Source organism: Treponema sp. OMZ 906 (assembly GCF_024181185.1).
Classification (GTDB): Bacteria; Spirochaetota; Spirochaetia; order Treponematales; family Treponemataceae; genus Treponema.
The window spans coordinates 1,778,168-1,804,359 of record NZ_CP051196.1; the positions used below are offsets into that span (position 1 = coordinate 1,778,168).

The following is a 26,192-nucleotide window of genomic DNA, read 5'->3' on the forward strand; positions in this document are numbered from 1 at the left end:
ATTAACGTAAAATACTCTATCCTTAGGCGGCTGCGTGCCGTGCTTCTCTCCGCGCCAGTATGCGCTGGATAAAGATAGACGCGACAAATATCCCGATTCCGGCAAGGTCGGTTAATAAGGCGCTGTCGATGAGCAAGAAAGCTCCTGCAAGCATTAAAAGCCGCATCACAATATTCACTTTGGTGTGGAAATAGCCTTCTACGGCGGCGCTGATTAAAAAGACGCCGACACATGCGGTAATCGCAACCTGAATACCCTGCAAAATATTCGTATTCATCAATAACAGCTGATTATTGTAGACGAACATATACGGGATGATAAAACCGGCGAGCGCCAGCTTAATGGATACAATTCCCGTCTTCATCGGATTACCGCCCGATATACCTGCCGCGGCAAATGAGGCAAGTGCAACCGGCGGCGTAATATTGGCAAACATCGCAAAGTAGAAGCAGAACAGGTGGGCAGCCAACGGCTCAATACCGAGCTCTATCAGCGCAGGAGCCGCAATCGTTACGGTAATAATGTACGCAGGAATACTCGGTAAGCCCATACCAAGCAGCATACAGGTAACCATCGTAAAGACCAGCGTCAGCAACAAGCTCTTTCCGCCGAGCGAGATAATCGCGCTCGCCATATTGATAGTAAAGCCGGTTAAACTCGACACACCGATAACGATACCGACACAAGCACAGGCAATCGCAACCGATACCGTCGATTTTGCGGAAGCGACAAAAGCAGCCTCTATATCTTTCAAGCTCATGCGCGTTTCTTTTTTCAGCTGCGCAATAATGATTGTTAAAAGGATGGTTAAAAAAGCGCCTTTGATAACGGTATAACCGCTGAAGAACAGCATATACACCAAGAATAAAATCGGGATGGTCAGGTGCCAGTACATCTTCAACGTTTCTTTCACCTTGGGCAGCTGATCTTTCGGCATACCGTCAAGTTTGTCCTTCGACGCGCGCAGTTGAATTTGGAAGATAATACCCAAATAGTAAATCAGCGCGGGGATAGCCGCCGCAACGACAATCTCCTTGTATTTAATACCGAGTGTTTCCGCCATAATAAATGCGGCGGCGCCCATAATCGGCGGTAAAAGCTGACCACCTACGGAAGCGGTTGACGAAACCGCACCGGAGAATTCTTTACTGTACCCGATTTTTTTCATAAGCGGGATTGTAAACGAACCGGTGGTAACGACATTCGCAATTGCAGATCCGTTGATACTTCCAAGCAAGCCTGCCGCAATAACTGCGACCTTTGCAGGACCGCCTTTCGTATGCCCCGCCAAACCGATGGCAATATCGTTAAAGAATTTTCCCATCCCGCATTTATTCATAATTTCGCCGAATACGATGAATAAGAAAATGTACGTTGAAGAAACGTTGACCGACGTACCGTAAATGCCTTCCGTGTTGGAAAAGAGGTGGCCAATCAATTTAGGCCATTTAAACCCTCTATGCAAAAACAGACCCGGCACGTTTATCGGGATAAGTCCTTGGCGGGCACCCATCAGCGCATAAATCATAAAGATGATCCCGATGACCGGTAATGCCCAACCCGTAATCCGCCGCGCAGCCTCTATTACCAATGCAACCAATATGGTACCCATGATAACGTCCGTCAGGTTTGCGTCCCCTACCCTGTCGATAATCGCTTGATAATTCACCCACATGTAGACGGGAATGATAACGGACAAAATCATCAGTATGTAATCATACCATGCAATAACTTTTCTACTCGATCTTTTAAATGCAGGATAGATTGCAAACGTCATCAGCAAAATCATGCCGACGTGAATGGAACGATGGCGCAACGTTTCCGGACGGATATAGCCGGAAGCATACGCCAAATGGTAAAAGGTAACCAGCAGCGCAGTCCATTTGAGAATCTTTGTAAAAATCGGGTTAACAAAGTTTCGAGTTCTGCTTTCCCGTTCAAATTCTTCCAAGAGAGCCTTTTGGTCTATTGTTTTTTCTGTAGCCAAGATGTACTCCTTATGTATAGTTGGGCACCTCTAAAGAAAACCTCTAAAACCTGAAGTTTTTAGAAGTTCCCAGTAGTATAATTATGAAATTTAAAGACAACCTCTATAAACTTTTTAGAGTTTTTCCCTTATCATTTTACCGGCCGAATAAGCCTTTTAGCGTACTGCCGGCCGCATCTCTGAGCGTATCCATTCCTGTCTGCTCGATGCGTTTCATAACTTCGACTTTGCTTTCTTCCAGTTTTTTTTGCAGCATATCGGCAGCTTGTTTTTGATTCATAACAAGTTTTTCAATACTGCCGAAGTCGCCCAGCTTTTCGTTTAAAGGACCGGTGTATTTTTCTAATTCGGCTTGAGCTTCTTTAAGCGCCTTTTGCTTTATGGCTGAAAGTTCTTTGTTGATTCCTGTTTGCAGCGCCGCAAGAAAAACCTTGTCCGCATCGGTTGCAATGTCCATATTCAAATCAGACTGGAAAAACTCCGCCTTGATTTTAAACCGCATATTTTTAACCGCTGCAAGTGACTCATTGTAAATGCGCGAAATAAAATCGGGTTCAAACGAATCAGCCGTAAGGCGCACTTCGTCAAAGCTAAAATCCGCGTCGATACCGACATGCCCGTCGCGCTCAGCCTGTATACCTGCCTGTATTTTCGCCCTGCCCTCAAAAGACGGAACGCCGGCAATGTCAAGCACGGAAGCGCCGAGCGCCTGCAAAGCTGAAGAGGGATTAAACGCAGCGTTATAACCGCTTCCGGTATATTGCAATTTCAATAAGGGATAATTGAGTTTCTCTCCGACATTTATGAGTCCCTCTCCGCTGTGCGTGCGCTTGCTTTCAAAAAAAGCACTTTCGTCAAAATGGGCGCTGAACGATACGGGCTTCCCCCAGCGGTCAGGATCGTTTGAAATATCGTTTATGCGACCTTCAAAACCCGTTCCGTTTGCAAGCATTTGCTGAATTAAAAAGGACGGATATATGTCGGCGCGGTATTGGATTGTTCTGCCCGGAAGCCGCCGGACTTCTTGACGGGTCTTTTGTTTTTTTGCCGCCTTTTTTGATCCCTTGTTGAAATTGAGCGCAGCATTAAACGCTTTTTCCGCATACGGATAATATTTTCCGAGGACGTTGTATGCAGCGGCTTTTATAGTTTGTGCAAAAATGTTTTTTCCGTCGGCAACCGTAAACGAGCGGATTTTATTGATTTCTCCGTTAACAAAATCGGTATCTTTTCTTACCGCCTTGAAAGCTTCCTTTGCCGCAAGCTGCACGGCCTTACCGTCTTTTTGCAAATCTTTAACCACTGAATCGGTCAAAGCTACAAGCTTTTGGCTGTCTTTTATCGCAGCATTAAGTTCTTGCAATACCGCCTTCAATTCGGCAATGTCTTTAATCGATTGATAATCGCGTCCGATGACTTTTTCCGAGCTTTTTCTAAAATCGTTTACGGCGGCCTCCAGTTCTGCTGGACGCTTTTCCCACACCGCTACAATTTGAGCGACCATGTCCTGTGCTTTTTGCACTGCAGCGGGTGTTTGCAGTTGCTTGAGTGCGTTGTCCAAAAACTTTTGCGGATTCAAACTTTCAAACATCGACGAAACGATTTTTTTACTTTGTTCAAGCGCATCTTTTTGCCGCTCTTTTATAAGCAACGCTATTTTACTATCGCCGACATCTTTATCGTTTCCCTTTTTTACGGATGCCGGAAGCTCGCCCGATGTTTTTCGATCGGTTCCGAATGCCATGCCGGAAACTTCAAGGTTTTGGCACACAAAGCGCTTTTTTAAAAGCTGCGTTAAATTAAAATCAAGCTGAATTTTTTGTGCTTCAAAAACGTTTTTCATCGGTGCATTTTTATCGGCAGCAGCAAGACCGCGCACGGTAACCGACGCATCCAAGATACCGACGTGAACCGAAGCGATATCGACTTTGGCACCCGTGATTTTTTGTAGACCTGCCGTTAAAGCACGTTTTGCAAGCGGATCTTTAAACATAAGAACGGCAAGCACAACCCCGACAACAACAGCTGCAACGGCGGCAAGCGGCACGAGGTTTATGCGTCCTTTTTGCCGCTTTATCTGTTTGCTTAAAATCTTTAAGCGCTTAAAATCTTTTGCGTCGTATTCGGTACGGTGAATCCGCAATTTAGCCGGATCCTCTTCATCGGCAGAAAACTGTGCCGCAACAAATTCGCGGTCGGCCGGTATATAGAGTTTTTTAAGCAGTTTTTTTTCGAGCGACTTTTCCGTATATGTCTTTTTATACATCCACGGAAGTTTTTTGAAGGGTATCTTCTTTTGCTCTTCTTTCATATTTATACCTCAGTAAAAAAGCTGATAATTTTCGCGACAAAGGGCACGTGATAAAAGGCTTGCATAAACTTGCTCCGCGCAAGCGCCGGTGCGAGATGCGTGCGCCAAGATTTAATGAAAATTCTTACCACAATATATACCGGAATATACAGTATAAGGCTAAACACAAGAGAGCCGGCGACTATCGTGTTGTTGAATTTTGTAAAGGCGACAAAGGGAATGTCGAGCAAAGCGGCATAGACCGGCTTTAAAGGTGAGAAAGTCAATACACCGTAGCCTATCGAGTCGAACAGCGGATCAAAAAACCGAGCAAGCAAACTTGCAATGAGTACCGTAAGCAGAAAGGCGCCTTTGTTCATACGTACAAAAAGAAAAAACACAAACAGCAGGTACCACAGTGCGTTGTCTTTCGGCATAAAGCCGAGGAGCACCCCAATTGCAACGGCATGAGCGATTTCACCCGGATGCGAATTCGTATTGAGTGATTTAAGCAGTTTCGCAATGTACGAAATCATATTTTCTCCGTTTTACAGTAAACCTGTTCGGAAACTTCCGCGTCGGAACAGGTTACCTTAAAATACACCGGGAATGTCCTAAAAGTTGATTACTTTTTCGCCATCCCCAGCGAGTTTAGAATTAAGCCTTTGTACAATAATGGCTTAATTTTAAGCATCACGCCTAAAATTAAGCCGTTTTATATATAGCTCTTCGTATCTTTCCGATAAAAACCCTGATTGTTAAAGAATCCTTATTTCCGACTTGCAGATTGAGCATAAAATCGATACAACAGATTTTCCCTGCTCTCTGAAGCGGTACTGAACATATGGCGAAATTCCATCCAACTGTTCGCGCTCGATAATACCGTTTTTCATCAAATTTTTCAATGCTACAGCTCCGAATTGCACATCCATTCAGTCACTACGACATCAGCGATTCGTGCAGCATATCCGGTAAAAATATCGGAATGCGATGTTGTCAGAGCATCGGGAAATTAAACCATCAGAACGAATAAATCATTATAATAAAATAACTTATTTCATAATACCGTAAATAAGGTTTGCGAGAAATTTCTCAAATATTGACTTTATCGCTCATTTCTGCTTTACTAATCGAATGAAAAAAACAATAGTTGTTACTACCGTTATATTCGGCTTTTATATAACAGCATTTTGTCAATCCATTACGACTGCGAGCGTATTTTTTTCCGGAATGTCCGAACAATACGCGGCGCTTTCCGATTACACTGCCAATCTCACGGTTTCAACCGGCTCGGGTTCAAAAGTCCAAACAATGGAAGCAACCGTATACTTTAAGCGCCCTAATCGACTACGCATCGATTTTACCAAACCGAACGAGCAGGTCATTCTTTTCACCGGCGACACACTGACCATCTATGTTCCCTCCTATCGGATGGTGTTAAACCAAACAATCGAAAAAGATTCCTCCGCCGGTACCGCTAATCTTGCTACGCCTCAAGGCCTATCGTTGTTGAAACGCTCATACACCATTGCGTACGAAACGGGTGCCACCCCCCAACCGTTAGCGGAAGGTTCATCCGAACAGGTTGTAGTTCTTGCACTTAACAGACGCTCGGCTTCGGAAACTTTTAGAAATATCCGACTGCTCGTATCTCCTGAAACAAAGCTGATTAGACGGATCGAAGCATGGCCTATTTCCGGAAGTAAGATCACTTTTGACTTTTCGGCTTATCGATTAAATACGGGAATTCCTGATTCCCGCTTTTTATATGATATACCGCCTAATGCGGATATGCTGAACAATTTTTTATTTGAAGAATAACGGAACAATTACCCCACCAGAATATGAGAAGGTTTATTTTCAGCCGCTGAAATAGCACGGCTGAAAAACTAGGAAGGAATAGATGCAGGATATAGGCAATGTATTAGAAAAGGCGCGCAATGAAAAACAGATTGGGCTTGAACAGGCTTCACGGGAAACGAATATCGCCCGCCGATATTTAGAAGCGCTTGAGACCGGTATGTATGAGGTATTTCCCGGAGAGCCGTATGTTATCGGTTTTTTACGGAACTATGCGGAATACTTAGGCTTAAATCCTAATGAATGTGTTACGTTGTATAAACAGACAAAAATACAGGAAACAGCTGTACCTCCTGAAAAACTTATTCCTCAAAGACAATTTACCGTTCCCCGCGGTGTATTTATCGGAGCAGGGATATTAGTCTTTTTAATCGCGCTGTTTTTTATCGCCAAAATAGTGATTTCAAAAATCGGTACGGCAATAAAAGACAGACCGGTACAACCGACCGGACAAACTGAAATCATCGAAAAGAAAGAGAATGCATCCTATACCCTTTCACAAGAAGTATTTGAAAAGCGACTCTTTAAAGGTGATGTCGTTATGCTCCCGCTCGGCGGAAAAGAATATCAACTAAAAGTCGAAAAGACAGCGCCCGAGCTGTATCTCGCAACGGATATCGGAACACAAATTATTGCATTAGGCCAAAGCCTTGTTCTTGACCTTAACGGCGACGTTACTGCCGACGTGAAAATTTCCGTTGAGGATATCGATACGTCCGATGAATCGAAGGGTGCATTGGTAGAAATACTTACCACAGGTTTTTCGGAACCGGTTTCCCCGGAAGCACCTGCAATAAAAATTCCCGATCAGGTAGCTCAGCCCGAAACGGCAAAATACAAGGTACTGTTCGATGCCGGTTCTGCATATCCGGTAACCTTAAACGCAACTTTCCGAAGCTATTGCCTCTTCCGTTATGAACAGGACAGAGCAAACCGTGACGAGCGGTACTATCAAAAATCAGAACAGTTGACGGTTCAAGCAAATAACGGAATCCGCATCTGGGCATCAAATGGAAACGCCGTTAAAATGCAGATTATTGCGGGCGGGAAAACCATCGATATAGAAGTCAGCCGCCCGGGTGAAGTCATCGTTAAAGATTTAAAATGGATTAAGGATGATGAATCAGGGCGCTATGCATTTGTGGTAATGGACGTTGACTAAGCGTTTTTTTCTTGATCAGCATGGGTGTGCGAAAAATCAAGTAGACGGTGAGCTGCTTATCGGTATCTTGACCGATAATGGCTGGCAAAAGACTATCGAACCTGAAAAGGCCGATCTCATCATTGTCAATTCATGTGGCTTTATCGAACCTGCAAAGAAGGAATCAATTGAAGCGGTTATCACCGCCCGGATGGCCTACCCTCAAGCAAAAATTTTGCTGGCAGGGTGTTTAGCGGAACGGTACGGAGATATATTTAAGACCGAATTTGAAGAAGCCGATGCTTTGTTCGGTAACGGAGACCTATCACAGCTCCCCATACTTATCGACCAACTGTTTCCGGCACAGCCCAAGCTCCAATCTGAACAGTCCTTGCCGGCAGAAGGGCAGACAATGGTATCCGACAGTAAGAAAAAGACTATTGCAGACACTGCTCCTGCCGAGTATCTTTCCGCGGTACAAAACACTGAACATAGCCGCCCATTTCTTAAACCGGCGCAAAAAGGCGTATGCTGCGGACGGCGCCCCGAATTATTAAACTTTCCCCGTTCCGCCTTTATCAAGATTACCGAAGGCTGTGATAATTGCTGTTCATTTTGTGCGATACCGCTGATACGTGGCTCAGTGAGAAGCCGGCCGCTTGACAGTATTGTCAATGAAATACGGGGGTTTGTGCAGCAAGGATATAAAGAATTCAACCTCATCGGGCAAGACCTGGCAGTGTATGACGCCGCACCGCCCCTAGACAAGCTCAATACCCGACTTAACAATAACTTGCCCGCATTGCCGCCCAAAACGAAACAGGGGCATTCGGGATTAGCACAGCTTTTACGCGCGATTTCCGGTATTGACGGAACATTCAGCGTCCGGCTGCTCTACATCCACCCCGATCATTTTCCGCCGGATATCTTGCCGATTATGACTGCCGACACCCGCTTCCTCCCCTACTTTGATATCCCCTTTCAGTCCGGCTCCGATCCGATCATCCGTGCGATGAACCGTTGCGGTTCTGCCGAAACCTATCTCAAGCTGATAGAAACCATCCGCGCAGCTTTCCGCACAGCGGAAAGCCCCTACGGGGAGGCGGTTATCCGTACTACTTTTTTAACAGGCTTTCCGGGAGAAACTCAAACTGATTTTGAACGGACGGCAGCCTTTTTGCAGGCAGCCCAGAGCCTATGGTCGGGAGCATTCGCGTATTCGCAGGAAGAGGGAACCAAGGCTGCCGATATGAAAAAACAGGTGCCGGCAAAAATTGCCGAACAGCGCAAGACAGCCCTTAACGAACTGCAATCAAAGATTACCGAACAAAAACTCGCTGCTTTTTGCGGACTGGAAACGGATGTTCTTATCGAAGAGATTATCCCGCAAGAACAAAACAATGAAGAAGAAAACACACAATGCTGCATTGCGCTCGGTCGGGCATGGTTCCAAGCGCCGGAAGTAGACGGTGCTGTAGTTGTCAATTTTTCCCAAGCACAAAAGGACACCGAAGGGCAGCCGATAACCGCAGGCAGTCTGGTTCGAGTACGGATTACCGCCCTGCGCGGGATTGACCTCGAAGCGGACGCACTTTAGCTGCCATTGAGTGCATTCTTTTATAAGAAGCCCCCTATAATTCTACAGCCTACAAAATTCTTTCATAAAAGGTATTAACTTTTAAGAAAAAATTTATGTACGAAGCACTTTTTCTACATATTGCGGGTCAGCGGATACTACTTTTAGCAGTGATAATGCTGCACCGTCAGGCTTGCGTCGTCCTTGCTCCCAATTACGCAGCGTTCCAATACTGATATTAAGCATCGTTGCAAATTCTTCCTGTGTTTTATGTGTTTTATTACGTATTGCTGCAATATCTAAAGCATCAATAACAGAGACACGCGCAGGTTCCATTTCTCCTTTTTCAATTAAGGCAGCTTCTTTAATACTTTGTATAAGTTCACTAAACATTTCATCGCTCATTTTTTTATGTCCAATCATAATAACACCTCTTTAACGAATGCTGCTAACATATTCGTCTGTTTTTTCGTAAGATTATCCGATTCATTTTTTGCATAAGCGAATAACAAATATATTTGTGTATCCGTTTTTATAAAATAAATAATCCGGACACCCCCGCTTTTTCCGGTATTCTTTTTACCCCATCGTATTTTTCTTATTCCACCGCCACCTCTAATTAATTTCCCTTTTAATGGATTGCATACCAAATATTCTTTAAATTGTGTGTATGTCAGATCATCCAACAAACGGTCAATTTGCTTTTTAAATACCGGTGTTTCTATCAGTTCCATACTTTTATTATACGTCATTGACGCATGATAATCAAGTTTTTTATACAAAATGAATAACTGAAAAAGCATTGATTCAGTGTTGCAAATTATTCAATTGCTTATTCTTTAGAAGAAGGAGAATCGATTCAACTATTTTTAATACACGAGCTTTAATGAAAGAATAACACTGCAAGCATGACAAAGCGTAACAGCGCAAAATTATCAGTTTAATAAGTCTATATATAGCAAGGAATAAACTATCGGGATGGAGGGATTTGAACCCCCGATCTTCTGGTCCCAAACCAGACGCCTTAGCCCCTAGGCTACATCCCGTTATGCGAATTACCGGTAGCTGAAATACGGCATACACCAAGAAACCTCTAGAAACTTCAGTTTTTTAAGATGCCTGCCAGTTACTTAGTAAGAGTTGTAACTTTACTTAAAATAAAGTATCCTGTCAAGCGGAAGTCAGGGCAATCGTACCAGACATTCTTCTGAATATTCCCCGTAGAAACAAGGGGTTGTTCAACCAGAGTTGAACCTCTTCGCGGTTCAAATGGTCTCACAACCCCTTGTTTCTACGGAATTTGATTTACCCGTCTGGTACGATTGCCCTTCTCCTAAATAAACTGTACGAAATTTTAGATAAAATTTCGTACAAAAGGAAGGCAACCGCTTAAAATACATCTGGTGCGGTTGCCGCCATGGCGGAGGCTTTTATGAAAGGGTTTGAGATTACATTTCCGGACGGTTCAAAAAAACAGTTTGTCGAACCGATTTCTGCGCGTGCCGCATTGGCATATTGTAAAGAACCGGAGTCGGTTGCATTCGGTATGAAAGTAAATAACGAACTGGTTCCGTTAAACAAGATGATCGATGTGCGCGCTACGATAAAGCCTGTCTTAAAAGGAACCTACGAAGGTTCGAATATTTACCGGCGCACGCTGTGTTTCCTGTTAGCCGCCGCCGCGCGAAAAGTATATCCCGATTTACGGCTCTTGGTTGGGCACAGCTTCGGCTATTCCTACTATTATACGTTTGAAGGCGCTCATGCCTCCGATATCGATCTTAAAATCATCGAAGATAAAATGCACGAAATGGTCGATGCGGATTTGCCGATACAAACGCAATCCGTCGCGTATGCCGAAGCGCTGGAGCTTTTTGCAAACACCAATCAGCCCGATGCATACCGACTGCTTTCTTATAACAGTAAACCGAAAATCACGATCAATATACTGGACGATTATTACGACTTATACTTCCAGCCGCTGATGGATCGTGTCGGCTATTTAAAAGTGTTCGGTCTGATGAAATACGAGGACGGTTTTTTACTGCGCTTTCCTGCGACCGCCGACACTGACACGCTGCCCCAATTTAAAGATATTCCGCAGCTTTTTACCGTATACAAGGAGTATAAGACATGGGGTAAGATGATCGGCGTTTCTTCCGTCGGTCAATTAAATGAAATTATCGAAAACCGCAAAACCAAAGACTTCATTGAAATTACGGAAACCTTGCAGAATAATAAGCTGGCGCATATTGCCGAGCAGATTAGAAATAGAGGAAACGTCAAAGTGATTCTGATTGCGGGACCGTCCAGTTCAGGAAAAACGACCTCTGCAAAAAAGCTTTCGATGCAGCTGCGCGTCGTAGGATATGAACCGTATGTTATCAGCCTTGACGATTATTATGTCGGCAGAGATAAGACCCCGCGCGATAAGGACGGAAAACTCGACTTTGAATGTCTTGAATCTTTGGATGTTCCGCTTTTGAATGAGCTGTTGCTCAAACTGTTTGCGGGTGAAGAAGTTGAGCTGCCGTCTTATAATTTTAAAACAGGCGAACGGTTTTACACCGGAAAAAAACTCCGCCTGAACAGCCGCTCCATACTCATCTTGGAAGGAATACACGGATTAAACGACAACCTAACCCCGCAGATAGACGCTTCGCTTAAATTCAAGATATATCTTTCGGCATTAACACAGCTGACTTTAGATGATCACAACCGGATACCGACTTCGGATAACCGGCTTTTGCGGCGTATCGTGCGCGACGCTCAGTTTAGAGGAAGTTCCGCTTCGATTACCATCGGTATGTGGTCGGATGTGCGGGCGGGAGAGGCAAAACATATTTTCCCGTACCAAAATACCGCCGACGTTATCTTTAATACGGCGCTCGATTATGAACTTTCGGTCCTGAAAATTTATGCGGAACCGCTGCTCCGTGCGGTAAAACCAACCGATCCGGCATACAGCGAAGCATCTCGGCTGCTCATCTTTTTGAACAACTTCCTTTCGGTCTCTCCATCCTTTGTACACGGGCAGTCCATTTTACGGGAGTTTATCGGCGACAGCGATTTTTCGTACCACTAAAATGCTATGTTTTTTGAATTGTCGAAAAATGCGATGTTCTAAATCGTAGGTTTATTCGTGCGGAGGGTTTAATACCCCGACGCTTGCGTCGTAACAAAGGGTATTAAAGCCGACTGCAACCACCTTATAGAACACACAGTGCGAAACGTTGAGCACTGTGCCCCGACGCAAGCGTCGGGGTTCTTGATTTTCAGCCGCTGAAAAATAGCGCGGCTGAAAAACACATAGAGAGAGCGGTAAATCAATCATTGCTGATGCGAGGAAGTTTGTATACGACCGTTACATTTTATATATCATTTTTAACTTTAAGCTTATGGCATCTTTTTTGTTGAGCGCTCGGCTACGACCAATACCGCATCATAAAAGCCCTGATAGCTTTCAGGATGATCCTGCAGATCGGTACGCTTATCAAGCTTAGCGGTATCCAGCAGTTCCGTATATCCACCGGCTTCATATTCTAGTGTATAGGTAATTGCTTGTTGTACCGGCAGTTTTCCTATCTCTTCCTCGGAGAAATACACATTAAGTCCGAACCAATCACTTTTTGCTTCTACCTCTTCTCTTTTTAAGCTGCCGCCCTCCCATGTAAGAGTAAGCTTGTAAGGCATTTTTATAACAGCACTCCACTTATTATTACGGAAAGTTGCCGGAAACATTGCAACAAAACACAATCCCTTATGCTTAACATTTTTAGGCAATGTAAAAGTTCCTTGCACCTTGTCGGCATTTTTAAAGTTAAAATCTTTTTCAGCATACACCCATGAAAACTCATTTTTAAAACGGGCATTTTTTACCGTGTATGGAAAGCGGCAAGTACTAAAAGTCAGCACACACAGTGCCGTAAGCACTACACAGCTTTTGCGGTGCAACAATTTTACTATTTTTTCCATCCGGGTAACCTCCACATGCTCTTTAAAGGCTCTATAGAGAGAGCCTGAATGTCTAATCTAAGGAGTTCCTTAGTATTGCTCTACTATACCATCATCCGTTTTATAACACAAGAGAGTGTGCTACTCATAACCTCAGCCAAGAACTGTATCATCTTGCATATTTCTTCTGATTGCGCTATAGTCTGAATTACAGTGTAATATTACGTTGTAATATTATAGCTAAAAAGATAGCTATCGGTATAATATCCTGTACCGGTTCAATAGATTCTGTTGGAGGGTGATTGTATACCAGGGAATTTTCAGCAAACACACGAAAATCTGCTGCAATGTGCAAAAGAGCAGTTTTTGGCGTTCGGCTTTGAACGGGCAAGCATTCGGGAAATTTGCAAGGAAGCTCATGTAACCAACGGTGCATTCTATAATCATTTTACGGATAAGGAAGCGCTCTTCGGCGCCATAGTAGAACCGGTGTTTCAAACTATTTCTCAAATGTATAACGATGCCGCAGCGGAGCAGTTCGCATTAGTAAAAAACGATGATCTTTTACAGTTGTGGAAACATGAAGAAGAAACCTTGTGCAGCATGATCGAGTATATCTATGCACATTTTGAAATATTTCAGCTTTTGCTGATGTGTTCAGCCGGTACAAAATACGCAGATTTTCAGGATATGGTGGTACGTGCCGAAATGCGGGAAACTAAAAAGTTCCTTGCCGAATTAAAGCGGCGGGGTATTTCTTTTCGGGATTTGGAAGATGATGAATGGCATATCCTTGTGCATGCGCATTACGCTTCCCTTGCCGAACTTGTGTTGCACAATTATCCAAAAGAAACCGCATTAAAATATGCCCATACGCTCGCCGCTTTTTTTGAGGCGGGATGGAAAGCGGTTTTAGGGCTTCCGTAATGGGGAAATAAAACCACGGCAGCAATCCTGATCTATCAGGAGATAGCAGGCATCTTTTAAAAGCTCGGGTTAGATTTTTTATGGAGTGTAAAATAAAAGCCGTACAAATGGCACGGCTTTTATTTACTCAAGTTTGCTCAAGCGCAAACTTGTATATCATCTGCACGTTCTCACTTTGTTGCGAACGTGCGTAAAAAGTCAATCGAAAGTTGATACTTTCTTCTTGACTTTTTATGGGAGAGGAGAATATATGGATATTTTAAAAAAGCATATCGGCGCAATCATCTTTTCGGTGGTTGTCGCAATTATCGGTGTTGCGTGCAGCATTGTGCCCTACTTTGCAGTTGCGTCTATTGTAACACAGCTGATAAACGGCGCAACGGACTACCGCATTTTCTTACCGTATGCAGGGCTTATTTTTGCAGGCTTTGCCGGAGCGATTATCGGACATTCGATATCTACCATTGGTTCGCATAATCTGGCATTCAGCATTATTGAAGATACTCGGAAGCGGGTGGTTGAAAAATTAAGCCGCCTTTCGATGGGTACGATAGAAGAAAAAAGCAGCGGCAAGTGGTCGCAGTTTGTGGTAGAAACAGTAGATAAAATGGAAAAGCCGATTGCGCACGTTATTCCCGAAGTGCTTGCCAACGTTATCATTCCGATCGTTATTGTCGTTATCATTTTTATACTGAACTGGAAGATTGGACTTGCAAATCTCGTAACACTGCCGCTCGGCATGCTCTTTTCGATGCTGATGATGAAAGACTATGAAGCAAAATCGAAACGATACATCGAAGCATCAAAAAAAATGAATGCCGCCGCGGTCGAATATATTCAAGGGATAAAAGTGATCAAGGCATTTAACAAGTCGGCATCGTCGTATGATAAATTCCAAAAAGCGGTGGAGGATAACCGGGACTCAATGCTCGACTGGTATTTGAGCGTGTGTTTTGCGATGACCGCGGCGATGGAAGTGCTGCCGTCCACGCTCCTTGTCGTACTGCCGGTCGGCTTGTATCTGTTTATGACAGGCAGCATTACCACGCCGGTGATGATCATGTGCGTGCTGCTTTCTTATGCTTCATATAAACCGCTCCTCAAAGCAATGACGTACATGGATACGATGGCGAATGTGCGTGTTGTGTTCGGTGAGATTCAATCGGTACTCGATTTACCGGAGCTGGTACGGCAAGACACTGCTCCAGCACCGCACGGCTTTGATGTGCGTTTTGAAAATGTCGTGTTCGGCTACGGCGGAGCGCTGTGCGAAACAGCCGGTGCCGCTGCCAAGGATAGTGCGCCAGGCAGCACGGTAAACAGTGCAGCTGCCAAAGACAGCACAAAGGTATTTGACGGATTGAACTTTATCGCCAAAGAAGGCGAGCTGACCGCGATTGTCGGTTCTTCCGGCAGCGGTAAGTCTACCATCGCAAAACTGTTGGCAGGATTTTGGAATATCGACAGCGGACACATCACCATCGGCGGCGCTGATATCGGGAGCATGAGCTTAGAGCGGAATATGCAGCTGGTTACCTACGTGTCGCAGGAAAACTTTTTGTTCAATAAGACCATTCGGGAAAATCTCAAGATGGCAAAAGAGGATGCAACCGATGCGGAAATCGAAGCCGCCTGTACAAAAGCCAGTATTCACGACTTTATCAAAAGCCTGCCCGACGGATATGATACCAATGCGGGAAACGCAGGCAGCAAGTTTTCAGGCGGCGAGCGGCAGCGGCTCACCATTGCCCGTGCCTTACTGAAAGACAGCCCCATAGTGGTGCTCGACGAGGCAACCGCCTACTCCGACCCTGAAAACGAAGCTATTATCCAGCAGTCTATCGATAACCTCGTAAAAAATAAGACCGTTATTATGATTGCGCACCGGCTTTCCACGATTGTCAATGCCGATAAAATCATCGTACTGGATAAAGGGAAAATCGCCGCTGAGGGAACGCACACCGAGCTGTTGCAACGTTCAACGCTCTATCAAAAAATGTGGCAGTCCCATATCAGCAGCAGGGATAATTGATAATGGGTAATGCGATAATTGGGAATTTAATGTATAATTTGTAATGGACAGTTAAGGTGGATACTTCTCAATTACAAATTACACATTATCCATTACAAATTAATTGAAGGAGGTTAGGATGTCTGATATTGCTTTTAATTCGATGCTTACAGAGCTTGATAATTTGTCATACGAACAATGTGTGACACTTCTTGCACGGTTATCTAAAGTTTTTATGAACAAAAAATATATACCGGAAGAACTTTCTCCTATTGACCGTTTTTTCGGCACTATCGATGAAAGTGAGAGTAATAAAATGCTGACAGCAGTACAGGACTGCGCAGGGTAAAAAATAAACCGCCAAGACGCTAAGATCGCAAAGGGAAAATTCAAGAGAAATCTAAGTCGGTGACCTTTTAACTCTTTGCGTCCTCTGCGCCTTTGCAGTGAATTAAAAATGAAATCGTGAAGTACGTCAAGAACACAAAGAATCATTGAAGGATACCTAATTAGTTCTCCTTATCCTAACTCTTTGCGTCCTCTGCGCCTTTGCGGTGAAAAATAATTTGGAGGAATACATGATACGAACTATACAACTAACAGACGCAAAGACTATTCGGGATATCAGCGAGTTTTCGCTTTGGTATAAAACAACAGAAGCAGTAACCGAACGGCAGATTGCAAAACTCATCTCCGATAACCGGCATTTTATACGGGTGTACGAAGATGATGAAACGCATACTGTGGTAGGCTTTATTCATGCCGAATCGTATGAGCTTTTGTACAAAGAGCCCGGCTTTAACATCTTGGGATTGGCTCTTTTATCTGAATATCAGCATAAGGGTATCGGCAAACAATTAGTGCAGGCCTTGGAAGCTGAAGCTGCTGCACGGCACTACCGCTTTATCCGTCTCAACTCCGGTGAGCACCGCACGGAAGCCCATGTGTTTTACGAACACTGCGGTTATTCATGTACCAAGCTGCAAAAACGCTTTATAAAGGAATGGTAAATGATCAGTAAGAATATAGTGGTTTTGGCAGGTTCTAATGGGTGATACAATTATATCAGAAAATAATCTATTTGAATGGGATAGCCAAAAGAACAGTGATAACATAAAAAAACACGGATTTGGTTTTGATGAGATAACAGACGTTTTTTTAGATCCCTATCTGATCACACTTTATGATGAAAAGCATTCATCTGAGGAAGATCGCTTTTACAGTGTCGGTAGCTTACATGGTTTGCTGATTACTGTAGTATATCATACTGAACGAGATGGAAGAACTCGTATCATATCTGCACGGCAAGCAGAAAAAAAATTGCAGGAGGTGTATTATGACTTCATCAAAAAAATTAACGGCTGAAAGAATAGAAGCGATTAAAAGACAGCCTATCGTGTATGATGACGATATTCCTGAATTTACAGATGAACAGTTGCGACAATTCAAACCGGCTCATCCGGAGCATTACGTTCCATCGGCTGTAGAAAAGAAACAAATACAAATCGGAATCGATAGTGATATTCTCGCGGTGCTTGAAAGTTTTGGAGCAGGCTATCAAAATCAGATAAATGCGATTCTCCGAAAAGCGGTATTCGGATAAGAAGCCCCTACCGTTCTCGGTGTACGGATTATGTGTTTTAAAGTTTTAAACGTTTTATAAAGGAATGGTAAAACTATGTTTGATTTATTGAAGAAGATTTACGCGATTGCGGGGAAGCAATCAAAGCGTATAACAACGATGTTTATTTGCGATATGCTTAAAAGCATATTCGAAGGCTTTACGCTCGGTGGGCTTGGGTATTTTTTGCTAACGCTCAGCCGTGCGGTGTTTCAATCACAGCCGGTTACACGGAGTAATATTATCACGGTGTTCTGCATTATGCTTGTCAGCCTTACGGGAAAAATTATTTTCGGCTATATTTCCGACCGCAATAAAAATATCGCCTCGTATACGATGGGAGCGGAGAACAGGCTTTTCATCGGAGATAAACTGAAAAACGTACACATGGGATATTTTTCCGAAAGTAAACTCGGCGATATTTCGGGAGCGTTGACAACGGTGATTACCGATGTTGAAACCATCAATATGATGATTCTCGAAATGATGTTTGCAGGCGGTATTCAAACGGTTATTATGGCGCTGTTTGTTTTCCCGTATGATATGACGACCGGCTGTATCATCTTTATCACCCTTGTCGTGGCGATTGTATTCAACAATCTATTCCAAAAGAGGACCGATGCGGTAACGACAAAACTGACGGAGCTGAAGCTGCAACTGCATACCGATGTTTTGGAGTATGTGCAGGGGATCGGTGTGGTAAAGGCATTCGGTAGGACAAGCGAAGCGATAAAAAACGTAACGGAGAGTATTAAAAAAAGTAAAACCGGTTTTTTTGCGGTAGAAAAAACACTGATGCCTTCATTGCTTGTTTTTTCGCTCCTGCTAAAACTGGGGACAACCGCAATTATTGTGAGCGCTTTATATCGGTATTCAGATGGGGCAATCGATGTGGAAAAAACGCTGATGCTGATTGTTGCGAGCTTTGTGGTATTCGGCGGGTTTGAAATAGCCGGTACGATGCAGCGGATGCGCGGTGTTGCGGTACAGAATTTGGATACGCTTTTTACGGTTAAAAATATTCAAGCCTTACCGGAAGGTTCGCTCCTGCCGCAGGGAAATGACGATATCACCGTCAAAAATGTTACCTTTGGCTACGGCGGAAAGGAGCAGTCAGAAGAAAAACTTTTCCGCAATGTGGATATGAGTATTCCGAAAAATAGTACAACTGCGCTGGTCGGTTATTCCGGTTCGGGAAAGACCAGTTTGTGCCAGCTGATTGCTCGCTTTTGGGATGTCGATTCAGGAGAAATAAAACTCGGCGATACCAATATAAAAGGCTTTGTGTACGATGCGTTTTTATCGAACTTTACATTTGTATTCCAAGATGTGTACTTGTTTGAAGACACAATAAAGAACAACATTAAATTCGGAAAACCGGATGCAAGTGACGCAGAAGTTATTGCAGCGGCAAAAGCAGCGCAATGTCACGACTTTATTATGGAACTGCCGAACGCTTACGATACCGTGCTGCAGGAAGGCGGCAGCAATCTTTCAGGCGGGGAGCGCCAGCGTATTTCTATCGCACGCGCAATGCTCAAGCCGAGTTCCATTGTCATCCTCGACGAAGCGACTTCCAGTGTCGATCCCGAAAACGAAGAAAAGCTGATGAGCGCCCTCGATGAATTGCTGAAAAACAAAACAGCAATCATCATCGCACACCGGCTTTCAACTATCAAAAATGCCGATCAAATATTCGTCATGGATAAGGGCAGTATCGTCCAGCACGGCACCCATTCCGAACTGGTGCAGCAAGACGGTATCTATGCACGCTTTGTCGGTATGCGAGAAACCGCGGCCGCGTGGAGGGTGTAAAATAATCGGTAATGTGTAATTTGTAATGGCCGACTTAATTACACATTATCCATTACAAATTGATTCAACCTCTGCTTGGGTAAGGCCGGTCATCTTTGCTATAAATGGAATTTCACAATTTGCTTGTTTCATCAATCGTGCTGTTTCAAGCTTTGCTTGGAGGGAACCTTCTAACCGCCCCATATCAAAACTTTCTTCCCGTTGTACTGCTATGTCGGTATCATAATCATACTCACCTATTAACATATTCAGAACCTCCTTCGATTTCCGTTGTAAATATTCCCGTAAAATATCATTTTGTATGCATTCTTTGATTGCTTTTTCAAACCCGTGTTCCTTATCAACAGCAATATTGCGGCGTACGGCATCAACAAACAAGCTGTATTGTTTCAGCGGCTTGCAGAGCTTAAGTATTTCATTTGTTTTATCATAATTGATATTAACCACTTTTACGGATAATTCAAGGGCATATTCATCATGTGTTTGAGTGAATGAATCAGATAGTTTTAAGAGCGAATCACCGCGATATGGTTCTTTTCCGTTATAAAAGACATAAAACTCCGGTGTTGGAATAGCTAACTGTTTACGGCTATACTTTTCTTTCGATTTATAGAACTGCTCATACAAACGAGCGATGTATTCAAGACATCTGATTGGCATATTAGGATTGATGGTCGATTGGTGTTCTGCAAGCACGATAATCTTATTATCCACAAGATACGATACATCGTTAGCAAAACTCATATAGAGCACTTGTTTAAGCCGTATGTTCTTTAGAATAGCGGTAGATTGGTAATCAGTACCGTGCAGCGCGTTATAGAGCGCTAAAAAGTTAGCTTTTGCAGTCCTGTCTTCGCTGAAAAAGTCGACAAAGACAGAATCTTTGTATCGACGGTTGTGTTTTTTCATAGTATGTTCCTCCATAGGCATATATAACTACCTATAGAGCACGGATGAAGAAATGGCTAACAAAATGGGGATAATTCATCATTTTTTTGATAAAAACCGAAACTGAGGGAAAAACAATTCAGAATTATGAATATCCGCTAAAGCGGAGGGTATTAAGCTCTCCGCACGAACAAAGTCATACCCGATAGAGTAACCATGGTTCTTTTTAAGCAACCGAGGTTCTTTTTTATTAAAATTGCTTATTTGATGAAAGATTTTTGCTATTATACTCTAATTTATTTTTAGAGGAGTCGTTCTATGCGGAAATTTTATATTATTTTAACGGGCATACTGTTTACTCTTTTGTTTGCAACCTGTACGCAGTTTACCGCAGATATAGACGACTATTTGAGTCGTTGGTCTTCCGAGGCCTTTATACAAAGCTCGTCCATAGACAAGAAAACATATAATGACGCAAACGGTATGGCAAGTGTCGCTTCTGCGGATAAGGTTACCATTACGCTGAAAGTACAGAACCCCAAGTCCTTTCGGTTTGTTATGCCGTCCGCGTCCGAAACAAGAAAGATTGTCGAGTTCGCTCATTTTGCCGGGACAAAACCCGCAGCCGGTACCGATTATGAACTGATACAGCCTTCGGCGGATACTTTGAAGCTTGTATATAAAGACTCTTTTTTGAAAAAAGCCGAATGGGGCGAAAAAGATATCTCGTCTACCATCACCCTGTATGCCAATGACGGACGGCCGCCGTTTAAACAAACCTTTACCATTCCTCTTAAAGCGAATACCCCACCTCCGAAGCCGGGCTATGCCGTTGCAAAAACGACGGGGACGACCGCTTATTACGTGCTGTGCATCACGGTACCGGATATGGATAAGACAGCAGGGGGGGGGCTTTTGCATAAAGACCTTGCCTGTATTGAGGTTAACGGAACACCCTATACGTTTTCGGTTAATGAAGCGCAAACCGCGTTTACCAAGCCGGAAGATCCGGTCTTTATTACACATTCCGATGTAGAAAAGCTGAGCAACCAGCCTAACGATGCTATTCCCACCGATAGCAGCTGGGTGCTGTACTATCAAACCGATGTTAAGGTTGAACTCGGCGCCGCAAAAAAAGACTATACGATTAAACTTATAGACAAAAAAGGCTTAGCTTCTGACATAGTGAACGCAAGTACAAAGCCGAATAAACCGGAAACGGAAATTGTCCGCATCACGAAGGGAGAAAAGATTCCTGGAAGCGGAAGCGGAAGCAGCGACACTGATCCGATCATTATCGGTACCGATGGTGATAAAGCAGAAATACGTATAGCTTCCGCAACGGCAAATACGACGGTACACTGTACGCGTACTGATACCGGCACATCTATTCCATACGACGGCAATCCCGTTACCGTACCGCTTCCGTTAAACGGCGGCAATGAAAAGCAGTACAAGCTGGAGTATTACACGGACGGCACAGGCTTTGCTGCAACGCCGGTAAAAACGATTTATTATAAGGTTGTGAAGGCCCACACGGTAACCTACCGCGTAGAAATCGTAGACGAAGTAGCGGGAGGAACAATTGAAACCGGATCAAGTGGGCAAAAGACGAGCGGTACCGTTTCGGTTGCGCACGGGAATTCGGTAACCTTTACCGGGCAACCCACTACAGGAGACTGGAAAGTTGCAGGCTGGACGGTTTCTCCGGGTTCTTTTGCATCGCCCCCCGGTACCAGCACTACAGCAACCCTTTCCAACGTAACCGCTGCTACAACCGTAACGGTGAAGTTTTACCAGTCGACCCTACAGAATTCGGCAACGTGGAAAGACCTTGCGCGTGCGGTTAAAAACGCACCCGATAACGCTGTCATCTTCATAGACGGGGAAATAAAGGCGACGAGCGGTACCGGTAACAACGGCGAAATCGTTATCAACAAAAACCTGACGATTAAAAGGGCGACCGGCGCATCATCCGCCGTGATCGACGCAAACAAAGACACCGGCAGCAAACCGAAGCACCGCATCTTCAAAGTGAAAAGCGGCAATACGCTCACGCTGGAAAACCTGACGCTCAAAGGCGGTATTGCGGAAATGTCCGACATGGACGGCGGCGGCGGCGTATACGTCGAGACAAGCGGGAAGCTCATTATGACCGGCTCAAGCATTACCGACTGCGAAGCAATAGGCGATACCGGCGCCAACAAATACGGAGAGGGCGGCGGCGTGTACAACAAAGGCACCGTTAAAATGACCGGCGGCGAAATAAGAAACAATAAAGCGCGCAATGGCGGCGGTATTGACAATAATGGCACGCTGATTCTCACCAACGCGACTCTTACGGGGAATACGGCAACATTTATAGGCGGCGCACTATGCATGTCCGACGGTTCATCGAATGAGATGACCGGCGGCAAAATAATAAGCAATACATGCAGCGGCAGCGGCGACGGCGGCGGAGTCTATATACATGCAGGTACCTTTACGCTCAAAAGCGGCGCTTCTATTGAAAGCAACACAGCCGACTATGGCGGCGGAGCTTACGTCGGCCAAAATGGAACGCTCATTATAAACGGCGGCTCCATAAAATTGAACAAAGCGCAAAGCAGAGGCGGCGGCGTGTATGTAAGCGGAAACAGCGCGAAGAGAGGCACGCTCCGCATGATTCAAGGCGATATCTCAGACAACGGCGCGGGATGGAACGGCACCTCGTACACCGGAACGGGAGGCGGCGTGTACAACAACGGCGTCTTTGAAATGACCGGCGGCGAAATAAAAGACAACAAGGCACAGACGGGCGGCGGTGTGTATTTCTCAGAGGGCACCTTTAAGATGAGCGGCTCCGCAGTCGTTACGCCCGCTACCGGATCAGAGGCGAATGATAAGGGGAAAAACGACGTGTATTTGGAGAGCGGAAAGACGATAACCGTTGACGGAACGCTTACCGGTACGGCTCCCGTTGCACGCATCACGCCGGAATTGTACACGGAACAGGTAGTGCTTAAAGCCGCTTCCGGTTCCGGCGTAACGCTCGCAGATGAAGTAGGTAAGTTTACGGTAACATCGGATGTCAAAGACGACGGTATTGCACAAGCATGGATAATTGATACTACCGGAAAATTAGAAAAGTCCAATATGGAAGTACGGTATGATAAGCTGGCTAGCTATCTTTCACCATCACCTCATGCGGTCGAGGAGGGGGGCGTATACCGCTTTAAAATAACCGGCACTATACCGTCGAACCACTTACAGAGTGCAGGCTACAATCAGATGGGAAGACTTGCACAAACGATACATAATAGTAATAAAAAGGTTGCTCTTATACTGCCCGACAGTATTCCGGATCTTACCAGTATGAACGAGGGCTTTTATGGATGTGAATACCTCGTTTCTCTAGAGAACATTCCTTCAGGCGTTACGGATATGGAGGGCTGTTTTAAAGGCTGCACAAAGTTAACCCACGCTCCCGCTATTCCTTCAGGCGTTACGACGATGAGGGAGTGTTTTAAAGGCTGCACAGATTTAAGGCGAGCTTCTAATATTCCTTCAACCGTTGGGAATATGAATAAATGTTTTGAAGACTGCAAAAATTTAACCGTTGCCCCCCAAATTGAGTCAGGCGTTACAAATATGGAGAGATCTTTTGCCGGTTGTAAAGCTTTAACCCAAGGTCCCGATATTCCTTCATCGGTTAGTATGATGTATCAGTGTTTTGATGGCTGCAAAAGTTTAAAAGGAGTAAAACTTATGTGTAATTACGACGATTCAGTTAGTCTGTTTCAAGATGTTTTTAAGAACTGCACCGCCTTGGAAGACGGCGGAATAAAGGTGCCTTCAGGCTCGCTTACTGACTATCAAAATCATGCAGGTAAGATGGGAACGACGGCGGGTAAGTTTTCAGGGTCTTAAGGGGGAAATTTAACTGTGGAGTGATACAATAAAATTAAGTCATTGCTGGACAAAGACTTAATTTTAAACTCGTCGGGGATGTCGAGAAAGTAACCAACTTTTGAGACATCCCCATCGATTACTTAACACTTTTCCGTCATCCGTGGCGGATTCCTACGGCAAGGGGAGATGGATAATTTTTAATTAAGATTTCAAGGGAACTATGGGGAACCTCTAAAAACCTCAGTTTTTAGAGGTTTTCCTTAGACTTAATTTGCGACGTTTAAACTTAAGTCATTATTGTATAAAGGCTTAAGTTTAAACTCGTCGGTCATCTCTAAAAGCTAACCGAGTTTTTAGAGATGACCTATGGTATAATAAAAGACGAGGAGGCTTACTATGCCTACAATGACTATGACACATAAAGCATATCGGGAATTGGAGCAGGCTGCGCAAATGAGCGGAGCAACCAAAGATACGGTTTTGGAAAATGCCCTAAGCCGCTACCTTGCCGAATTGCAAGAAGATGCTGAAGATGCTGCACTCGCCGAAAAGGCGTGGTTTGACTTTGAAAAAAGCGGGGAACCTGCAATCCCTGCTGAAGTTCTGTACAAAGAGCTTGGACTATAATTAAAATGAAAATTGAATACGCTCCGAAAGCAGGTAAACAGTTTTCAAGTCTTGATAAGCCAATACAAAACCGCATTAAAAGGTATATGAGCGAAATTGCCGCGCTCGGTAATCCGCGCTCCCGCGGAAAAGCGCTTAGTTCAAACCTTGCTGGTCTATGGCGCTACCGCGTGGGCGATTACCGCATTTTGTGCCGTATCCATGATGATAAATTGGTTATCACCGTCATCGAAATCGATCACCGGTCAACAGTGTATCGATGACCGGTCTCAGTAAAGAAGAAGTGGAAGCGATTAATTAATTGGTAATGGATAATGGGTAATTTAAGAAAATTACACATTACAAATTACCAATTAAAAATTACTTATCGGGAGCATTGATGTATGAAGAAAAATTATGTAAAAACAGTACTCTGTGTGCCGGTGTTTTTGTGGATTATGGGAGCTTCCGTTCTTTTTGCTCAAGAGGTAAAAGCGGTTAAATTAAAAAAATCGCCAAGGCCGCAAAGTTCGCAAAGAGGAAAGTAAAGAATACTTCAAACAAAGCTCCCCTTAAATTCCTTTGCGCTCTTAGTGTCCTTTGCGGTTAAATTAAAAAAAATGTTCCTTTAAAACTACTGAAGATATGGTATAATTAAAGCAAGAGAGGGCATAAGTTATGAGTACTTCAAACAGAAAATATAAAGACTCGGTGTTCGTCGACCTTTTCAGTGAAGACGAAAAAGCAAAAGAGAATTTTTTATCGCTATATAATGCTCTGCATGGAACGGACTTGAAAGATACAGAGCAGCTAAAAACGGTCAGGCTCGATCAGATCCTCTATATGGCATTCTATAATGATGTGTCTTATCTTGTCGATAACAAAATAATAGTCCTTGCAGAACACCAATCGACGATAAATCCCAATATGCCTCTCCGCTGTCTTGAGTATGTAAGCCGCTTGTATGAAACCCTCTTTGAATCAAAAGAAAAATACAGCCGTAAGCTTTTAAAAATTCCGGTTCCTGAGTTTTATGTTTTTTATAACGGTGAGGAACCATATCCTTCCGATAAAACTCTGAAACTATCGGAGGCCTTTATAGAAAGAGGAACGGAAACTAATCTTGAGTTGACCGTTAAAGTAATAAACATAAACCGGCAAAACCGTCATCCCGTATTGGAAAATTGCCGGACAATGCAGGAATACAGTATATTTGTGGAAACGGTGCGCAAGTGGAAAGAGATAGATAGTCAAAACGGTTTTGAAAAAGCCGTTGAAGAATGTATAGAAAATAATATTTTGCGTGAATATCTAAAACGCAAGACGAAGGAGGTATTGAATATGTTACTGGCAGAATATGATTATGAAACAGATATTGCAGTACAGCGAGCCGAAGAACATGAAATCGCCTTTGCCGAAGGAATTGAACAGGGGATTGAGCAAGGAATTGAGCAAGGCATACAACAGGGCTTTTCCGACGGTTCATACAAAAAAGCTCTTGAAACGGCAAAATTGATGAAACATGCGAATTGTGAACTTGATTTTATTATGCAGATGACCGGCCTCAGTAAAGAAGAAGTAGAAGCGATTAATTAATTGGTAATGGATAATGGGTAATTTAAGAA

24 protein-coding genes and 1 tRNA gene are annotated in these 26,192 nt (G+C 44.0%); 16 read left to right on the forward strand and 9 right to left on the reverse strand.

Going from position 1 to position 26,192, the window contains the following annotated elements; all coding sequences use genetic code 11:
- Window positions 1-22: 22 nt before the first annotated feature.
- From E4N69_RS07950 to E4N69_RS12810, 4 genes are all read right to left on the reverse strand, one after another.
- The gene (locus E4N69_RS07950; protein WP_253823492.1) at window positions 23-1,987 is read right to left on the reverse strand and encodes a TRAP transporter permease; all 1,965 of its coding nucleotides are present in this window, start codon (window positions 1,985-1,987) and stop codon (window positions 23-25) included.
- A gap of 136 nt (window positions 1,988-2,123) precedes the next feature.
- On the reverse strand, window positions 2,124-4,298 hold the full coding sequence (locus E4N69_RS07955; protein ID WP_253823493.1) for a TIGR03545 family protein: 2,175 nt from the start codon (window positions 4,296-4,298) through the stop codon (window positions 2,124-2,126).
- Between the two features lie 2 nt (window positions 4,299-4,300).
- Complete coding sequence (locus E4N69_RS07960) at window positions 4,301-4,813, reverse strand: TIGR03546 family protein (protein WP_253713993.1); 513 nt, start codon at window positions 4,811-4,813, stop codon at window positions 4,301-4,303.
- 222 nt (window positions 4,814-5,035) lie between these two features.
- Window positions 5,036-5,209, reverse strand: a complete 174-nt coding sequence (locus E4N69_RS12810; protein ID WP_371922103.1) for a winged helix-turn-helix transcriptional regulator — start codon at window positions 5,207-5,209, stop codon at window positions 5,036-5,038.
- Window positions 5,210-5,411: 202 nt separating this feature from the next.
- On the opposite strand from E4N69_RS12810, the gene E4N69_RS07965 reads away from it, so the two are divergent.
- From E4N69_RS07965 to E4N69_RS07975, 3 genes are all read left to right on the forward strand, one after another.
- Window positions 5,412-6,098, forward strand: coding sequence for a LolA family protein (locus E4N69_RS07965; protein ID WP_162663796.1), 687 nt, complete (start codon window positions 5,412-5,414; stop codon window positions 6,096-6,098).
- Between the two features lie 82 nt (window positions 6,099-6,180).
- Window positions 6,181-7,299, forward strand: a complete 1,119-nt coding sequence (locus E4N69_RS07970; protein WP_253823494.1) for a helix-turn-helix domain-containing protein — start codon at window positions 6,181-6,183, stop codon at window positions 7,297-7,299.
- Window positions 7,292-8,875 carry a MiaB/RimO family radical SAM methylthiotransferase gene (locus E4N69_RS07975; protein WP_253823495.1) on the forward strand — a complete coding sequence of 528 codons (1,584 nt, stop codon included), beginning with the start codon at window positions 7,292-7,294 and terminating at the stop codon, window positions 8,873-8,875. The genes E4N69_RS07970 and E4N69_RS07975 overlap by 8 nt, the downstream gene beginning before the upstream one ends.
- Window positions 8,876-8,968: 93 nt before the next feature.
- Here the strand turns inward: E4N69_RS07975 and nadS are convergent, their stop codons facing one another.
- The 3 genes from nadS to E4N69_RS07990 all read right to left on the reverse strand — a co-directional run bounded on the left by nadS (window position 8,969) and on the right by E4N69_RS07990 (window position 9,900).
- On the reverse strand, window positions 8,969-9,277 hold the full coding sequence (nadS, locus tag E4N69_RS07980; protein ID WP_253713997.1) for a NadS family protein: 309 nt from the start codon (window positions 9,275-9,277) through the stop codon (window positions 8,969-8,971).
- On the reverse strand, window positions 9,274-9,588 hold the full coding sequence (locus tag E4N69_RS07985) for a type II toxin-antitoxin system RelE/ParE family toxin (protein ID WP_162664818.1): 315 nt from the start codon (window positions 9,586-9,588) through the stop codon (window positions 9,274-9,276). Before E4N69_RS07985 ends, nadS begins: the two co-directional genes overlap by 4 nt.
- Before the next feature lie 239 nt (window positions 9,589-9,827).
- Window positions 9,828-9,900, reverse strand: a tRNA-Pro gene (locus tag E4N69_RS07990).
- Between the two features lie 386 nt (window positions 9,901-10,286).
- On the opposite strand from E4N69_RS07990, the gene E4N69_RS07995 reads away from it, so the two are divergent.
- Window positions 10,287-11,939, forward strand: coding sequence for a nucleoside kinase (locus E4N69_RS07995; RefSeq protein ID WP_253823496.1), 1,653 nt, complete (start codon window positions 10,287-10,289; stop codon window positions 11,937-11,939).
- A gap of 311 nt (window positions 11,940-12,250) precedes the next feature.
- On the opposite strand, the gene E4N69_RS08000 is transcribed toward E4N69_RS07995, so the two are convergent.
- Window positions 12,251-12,829, reverse strand: a complete 579-nt coding sequence (locus E4N69_RS08000) for a hypothetical protein (RefSeq protein ID WP_253823497.1) — start codon at window positions 12,827-12,829, stop codon at window positions 12,251-12,253.
- A 270-nt stretch (window positions 12,830-13,099) separates the two neighbouring features.
- Here E4N69_RS08000 and E4N69_RS08005 point away from each other — a divergent pair, with 270 nt between their 5' ends.
- From E4N69_RS08005 to E4N69_RS08035, 7 genes are all read left to right on the forward strand, one after another.
- Window positions 13,100-13,735, forward strand: a complete 636-nt coding sequence (locus E4N69_RS08005; protein WP_371922347.1) for a TetR/AcrR family transcriptional regulator — start codon at window positions 13,100-13,102, stop codon at window positions 13,733-13,735.
- A 250-nt stretch (window positions 13,736-13,985) separates the two neighbouring features.
- Window positions 13,986-15,767, forward strand: coding sequence for an ABC transporter ATP-binding protein (locus tag E4N69_RS08010; RefSeq protein WP_253823499.1), 1,782 nt, complete (start codon window positions 13,986-13,988; stop codon window positions 15,765-15,767).
- Window positions 15,768-15,885: 118 nt separating this feature from the next.
- Window positions 15,886-16,095, forward strand: a complete 210-nt coding sequence (locus E4N69_RS08015; RefSeq protein ID WP_253823500.1) for a hypothetical protein — start codon at window positions 15,886-15,888, stop codon at window positions 16,093-16,095.
- A 229-nt stretch (window positions 16,096-16,324) separates the two neighbouring features.
- On the forward strand, window positions 16,325-16,756 hold the full coding sequence (locus E4N69_RS08020; RefSeq protein WP_253823501.1) for a GNAT family N-acetyltransferase: 432 nt from the start codon (window positions 16,325-16,327) through the stop codon (window positions 16,754-16,756).
- 37 nt (window positions 16,757-16,793) lie between these two features.
- Window positions 16,794-17,111, forward strand: coding sequence for a BrnT family toxin (locus E4N69_RS08025; protein WP_253823502.1), 318 nt, complete (start codon window positions 16,794-16,796; stop codon window positions 17,109-17,111).
- Complete coding sequence (locus E4N69_RS08030) at window positions 17,083-17,349, forward strand: BrnA antitoxin family protein (RefSeq protein ID WP_253823503.1); 267 nt, start codon at window positions 17,083-17,085, stop codon at window positions 17,347-17,349. The genes E4N69_RS08025 and E4N69_RS08030 overlap by 29 nt, the downstream gene beginning before the upstream one ends.
- Window positions 17,350-17,424: 75 nt before the next feature.
- Entirely contained in the window at window positions 17,425-19,182 is a 1,758-nt protein-coding gene (locus E4N69_RS08035) for an ABC transporter ATP-binding protein (protein ID WP_253823504.1), read from the forward strand.
- 45 nt (window positions 19,183-19,227) lie between these two features.
- Here the strand turns inward: E4N69_RS08035 and E4N69_RS08040 are convergent, their stop codons facing one another.
- Window positions 19,228-20,091 (reverse strand): Rpn family recombination-promoting nuclease/putative transposase, encoded by an 864-nt coding sequence (locus tag E4N69_RS08040; RefSeq protein ID WP_253823505.1) that lies wholly within the window; start codon window positions 20,089-20,091, stop codon window positions 19,228-19,230.
- 297 nt (window positions 20,092-20,388) lie between these two features.
- Between E4N69_RS08040 and E4N69_RS08045 the strand changes: the two genes are divergently transcribed.
- The 5 genes from E4N69_RS08045 to E4N69_RS08065 all read left to right on the forward strand — a co-directional run bounded on the left by E4N69_RS08045 (window position 20,389) and on the right by E4N69_RS08065 (window position 26,163).
- A complete protein-coding gene (locus tag E4N69_RS08045; protein ID WP_253823506.1) occupies window positions 20,389-23,979 on the forward strand; it encodes a leucine-rich repeat protein in 3,591 nt (1,196 codons plus the stop codon).
- Window positions 23,980-24,357: 378 nt separating this feature from the next.
- Window positions 24,358-24,588 carry a hypothetical protein gene (locus tag E4N69_RS08050; protein WP_162663440.1) on the forward strand — a complete coding sequence of 77 codons (231 nt, stop codon included), beginning with the start codon at window positions 24,358-24,360 and terminating at the stop codon, window positions 24,586-24,588.
- A gap of 5 nt (window positions 24,589-24,593) precedes the next feature.
- Window positions 24,594-24,851: a type II toxin-antitoxin system RelE family toxin gene (locus E4N69_RS08055; protein ID WP_006188751.1), complete on the forward strand. Its 258-nt coding sequence runs from the start codon at window positions 24,594-24,596 to the stop codon at window positions 24,849-24,851.
- Window positions 24,852-24,971: 120 nt separating this feature from the next.
- Window positions 24,972-25,115 carry a hypothetical protein gene (locus tag E4N69_RS08060; RefSeq protein WP_253716417.1) on the forward strand — a complete coding sequence of 48 codons (144 nt, stop codon included), beginning with the start codon at window positions 24,972-24,974 and terminating at the stop codon, window positions 25,113-25,115.
- 130 nt (window positions 25,116-25,245) lie between these two features.
- The gene (locus E4N69_RS08065; RefSeq protein WP_162663815.1) at window positions 25,246-26,163 is read left to right on the forward strand and encodes an Rpn family recombination-promoting nuclease/putative transposase; all 918 of its coding nucleotides are present in this window, start codon (window positions 25,246-25,248) and stop codon (window positions 26,161-26,163) included.
- Window positions 26,164-26,192 lie beyond the last annotated feature (29 nt).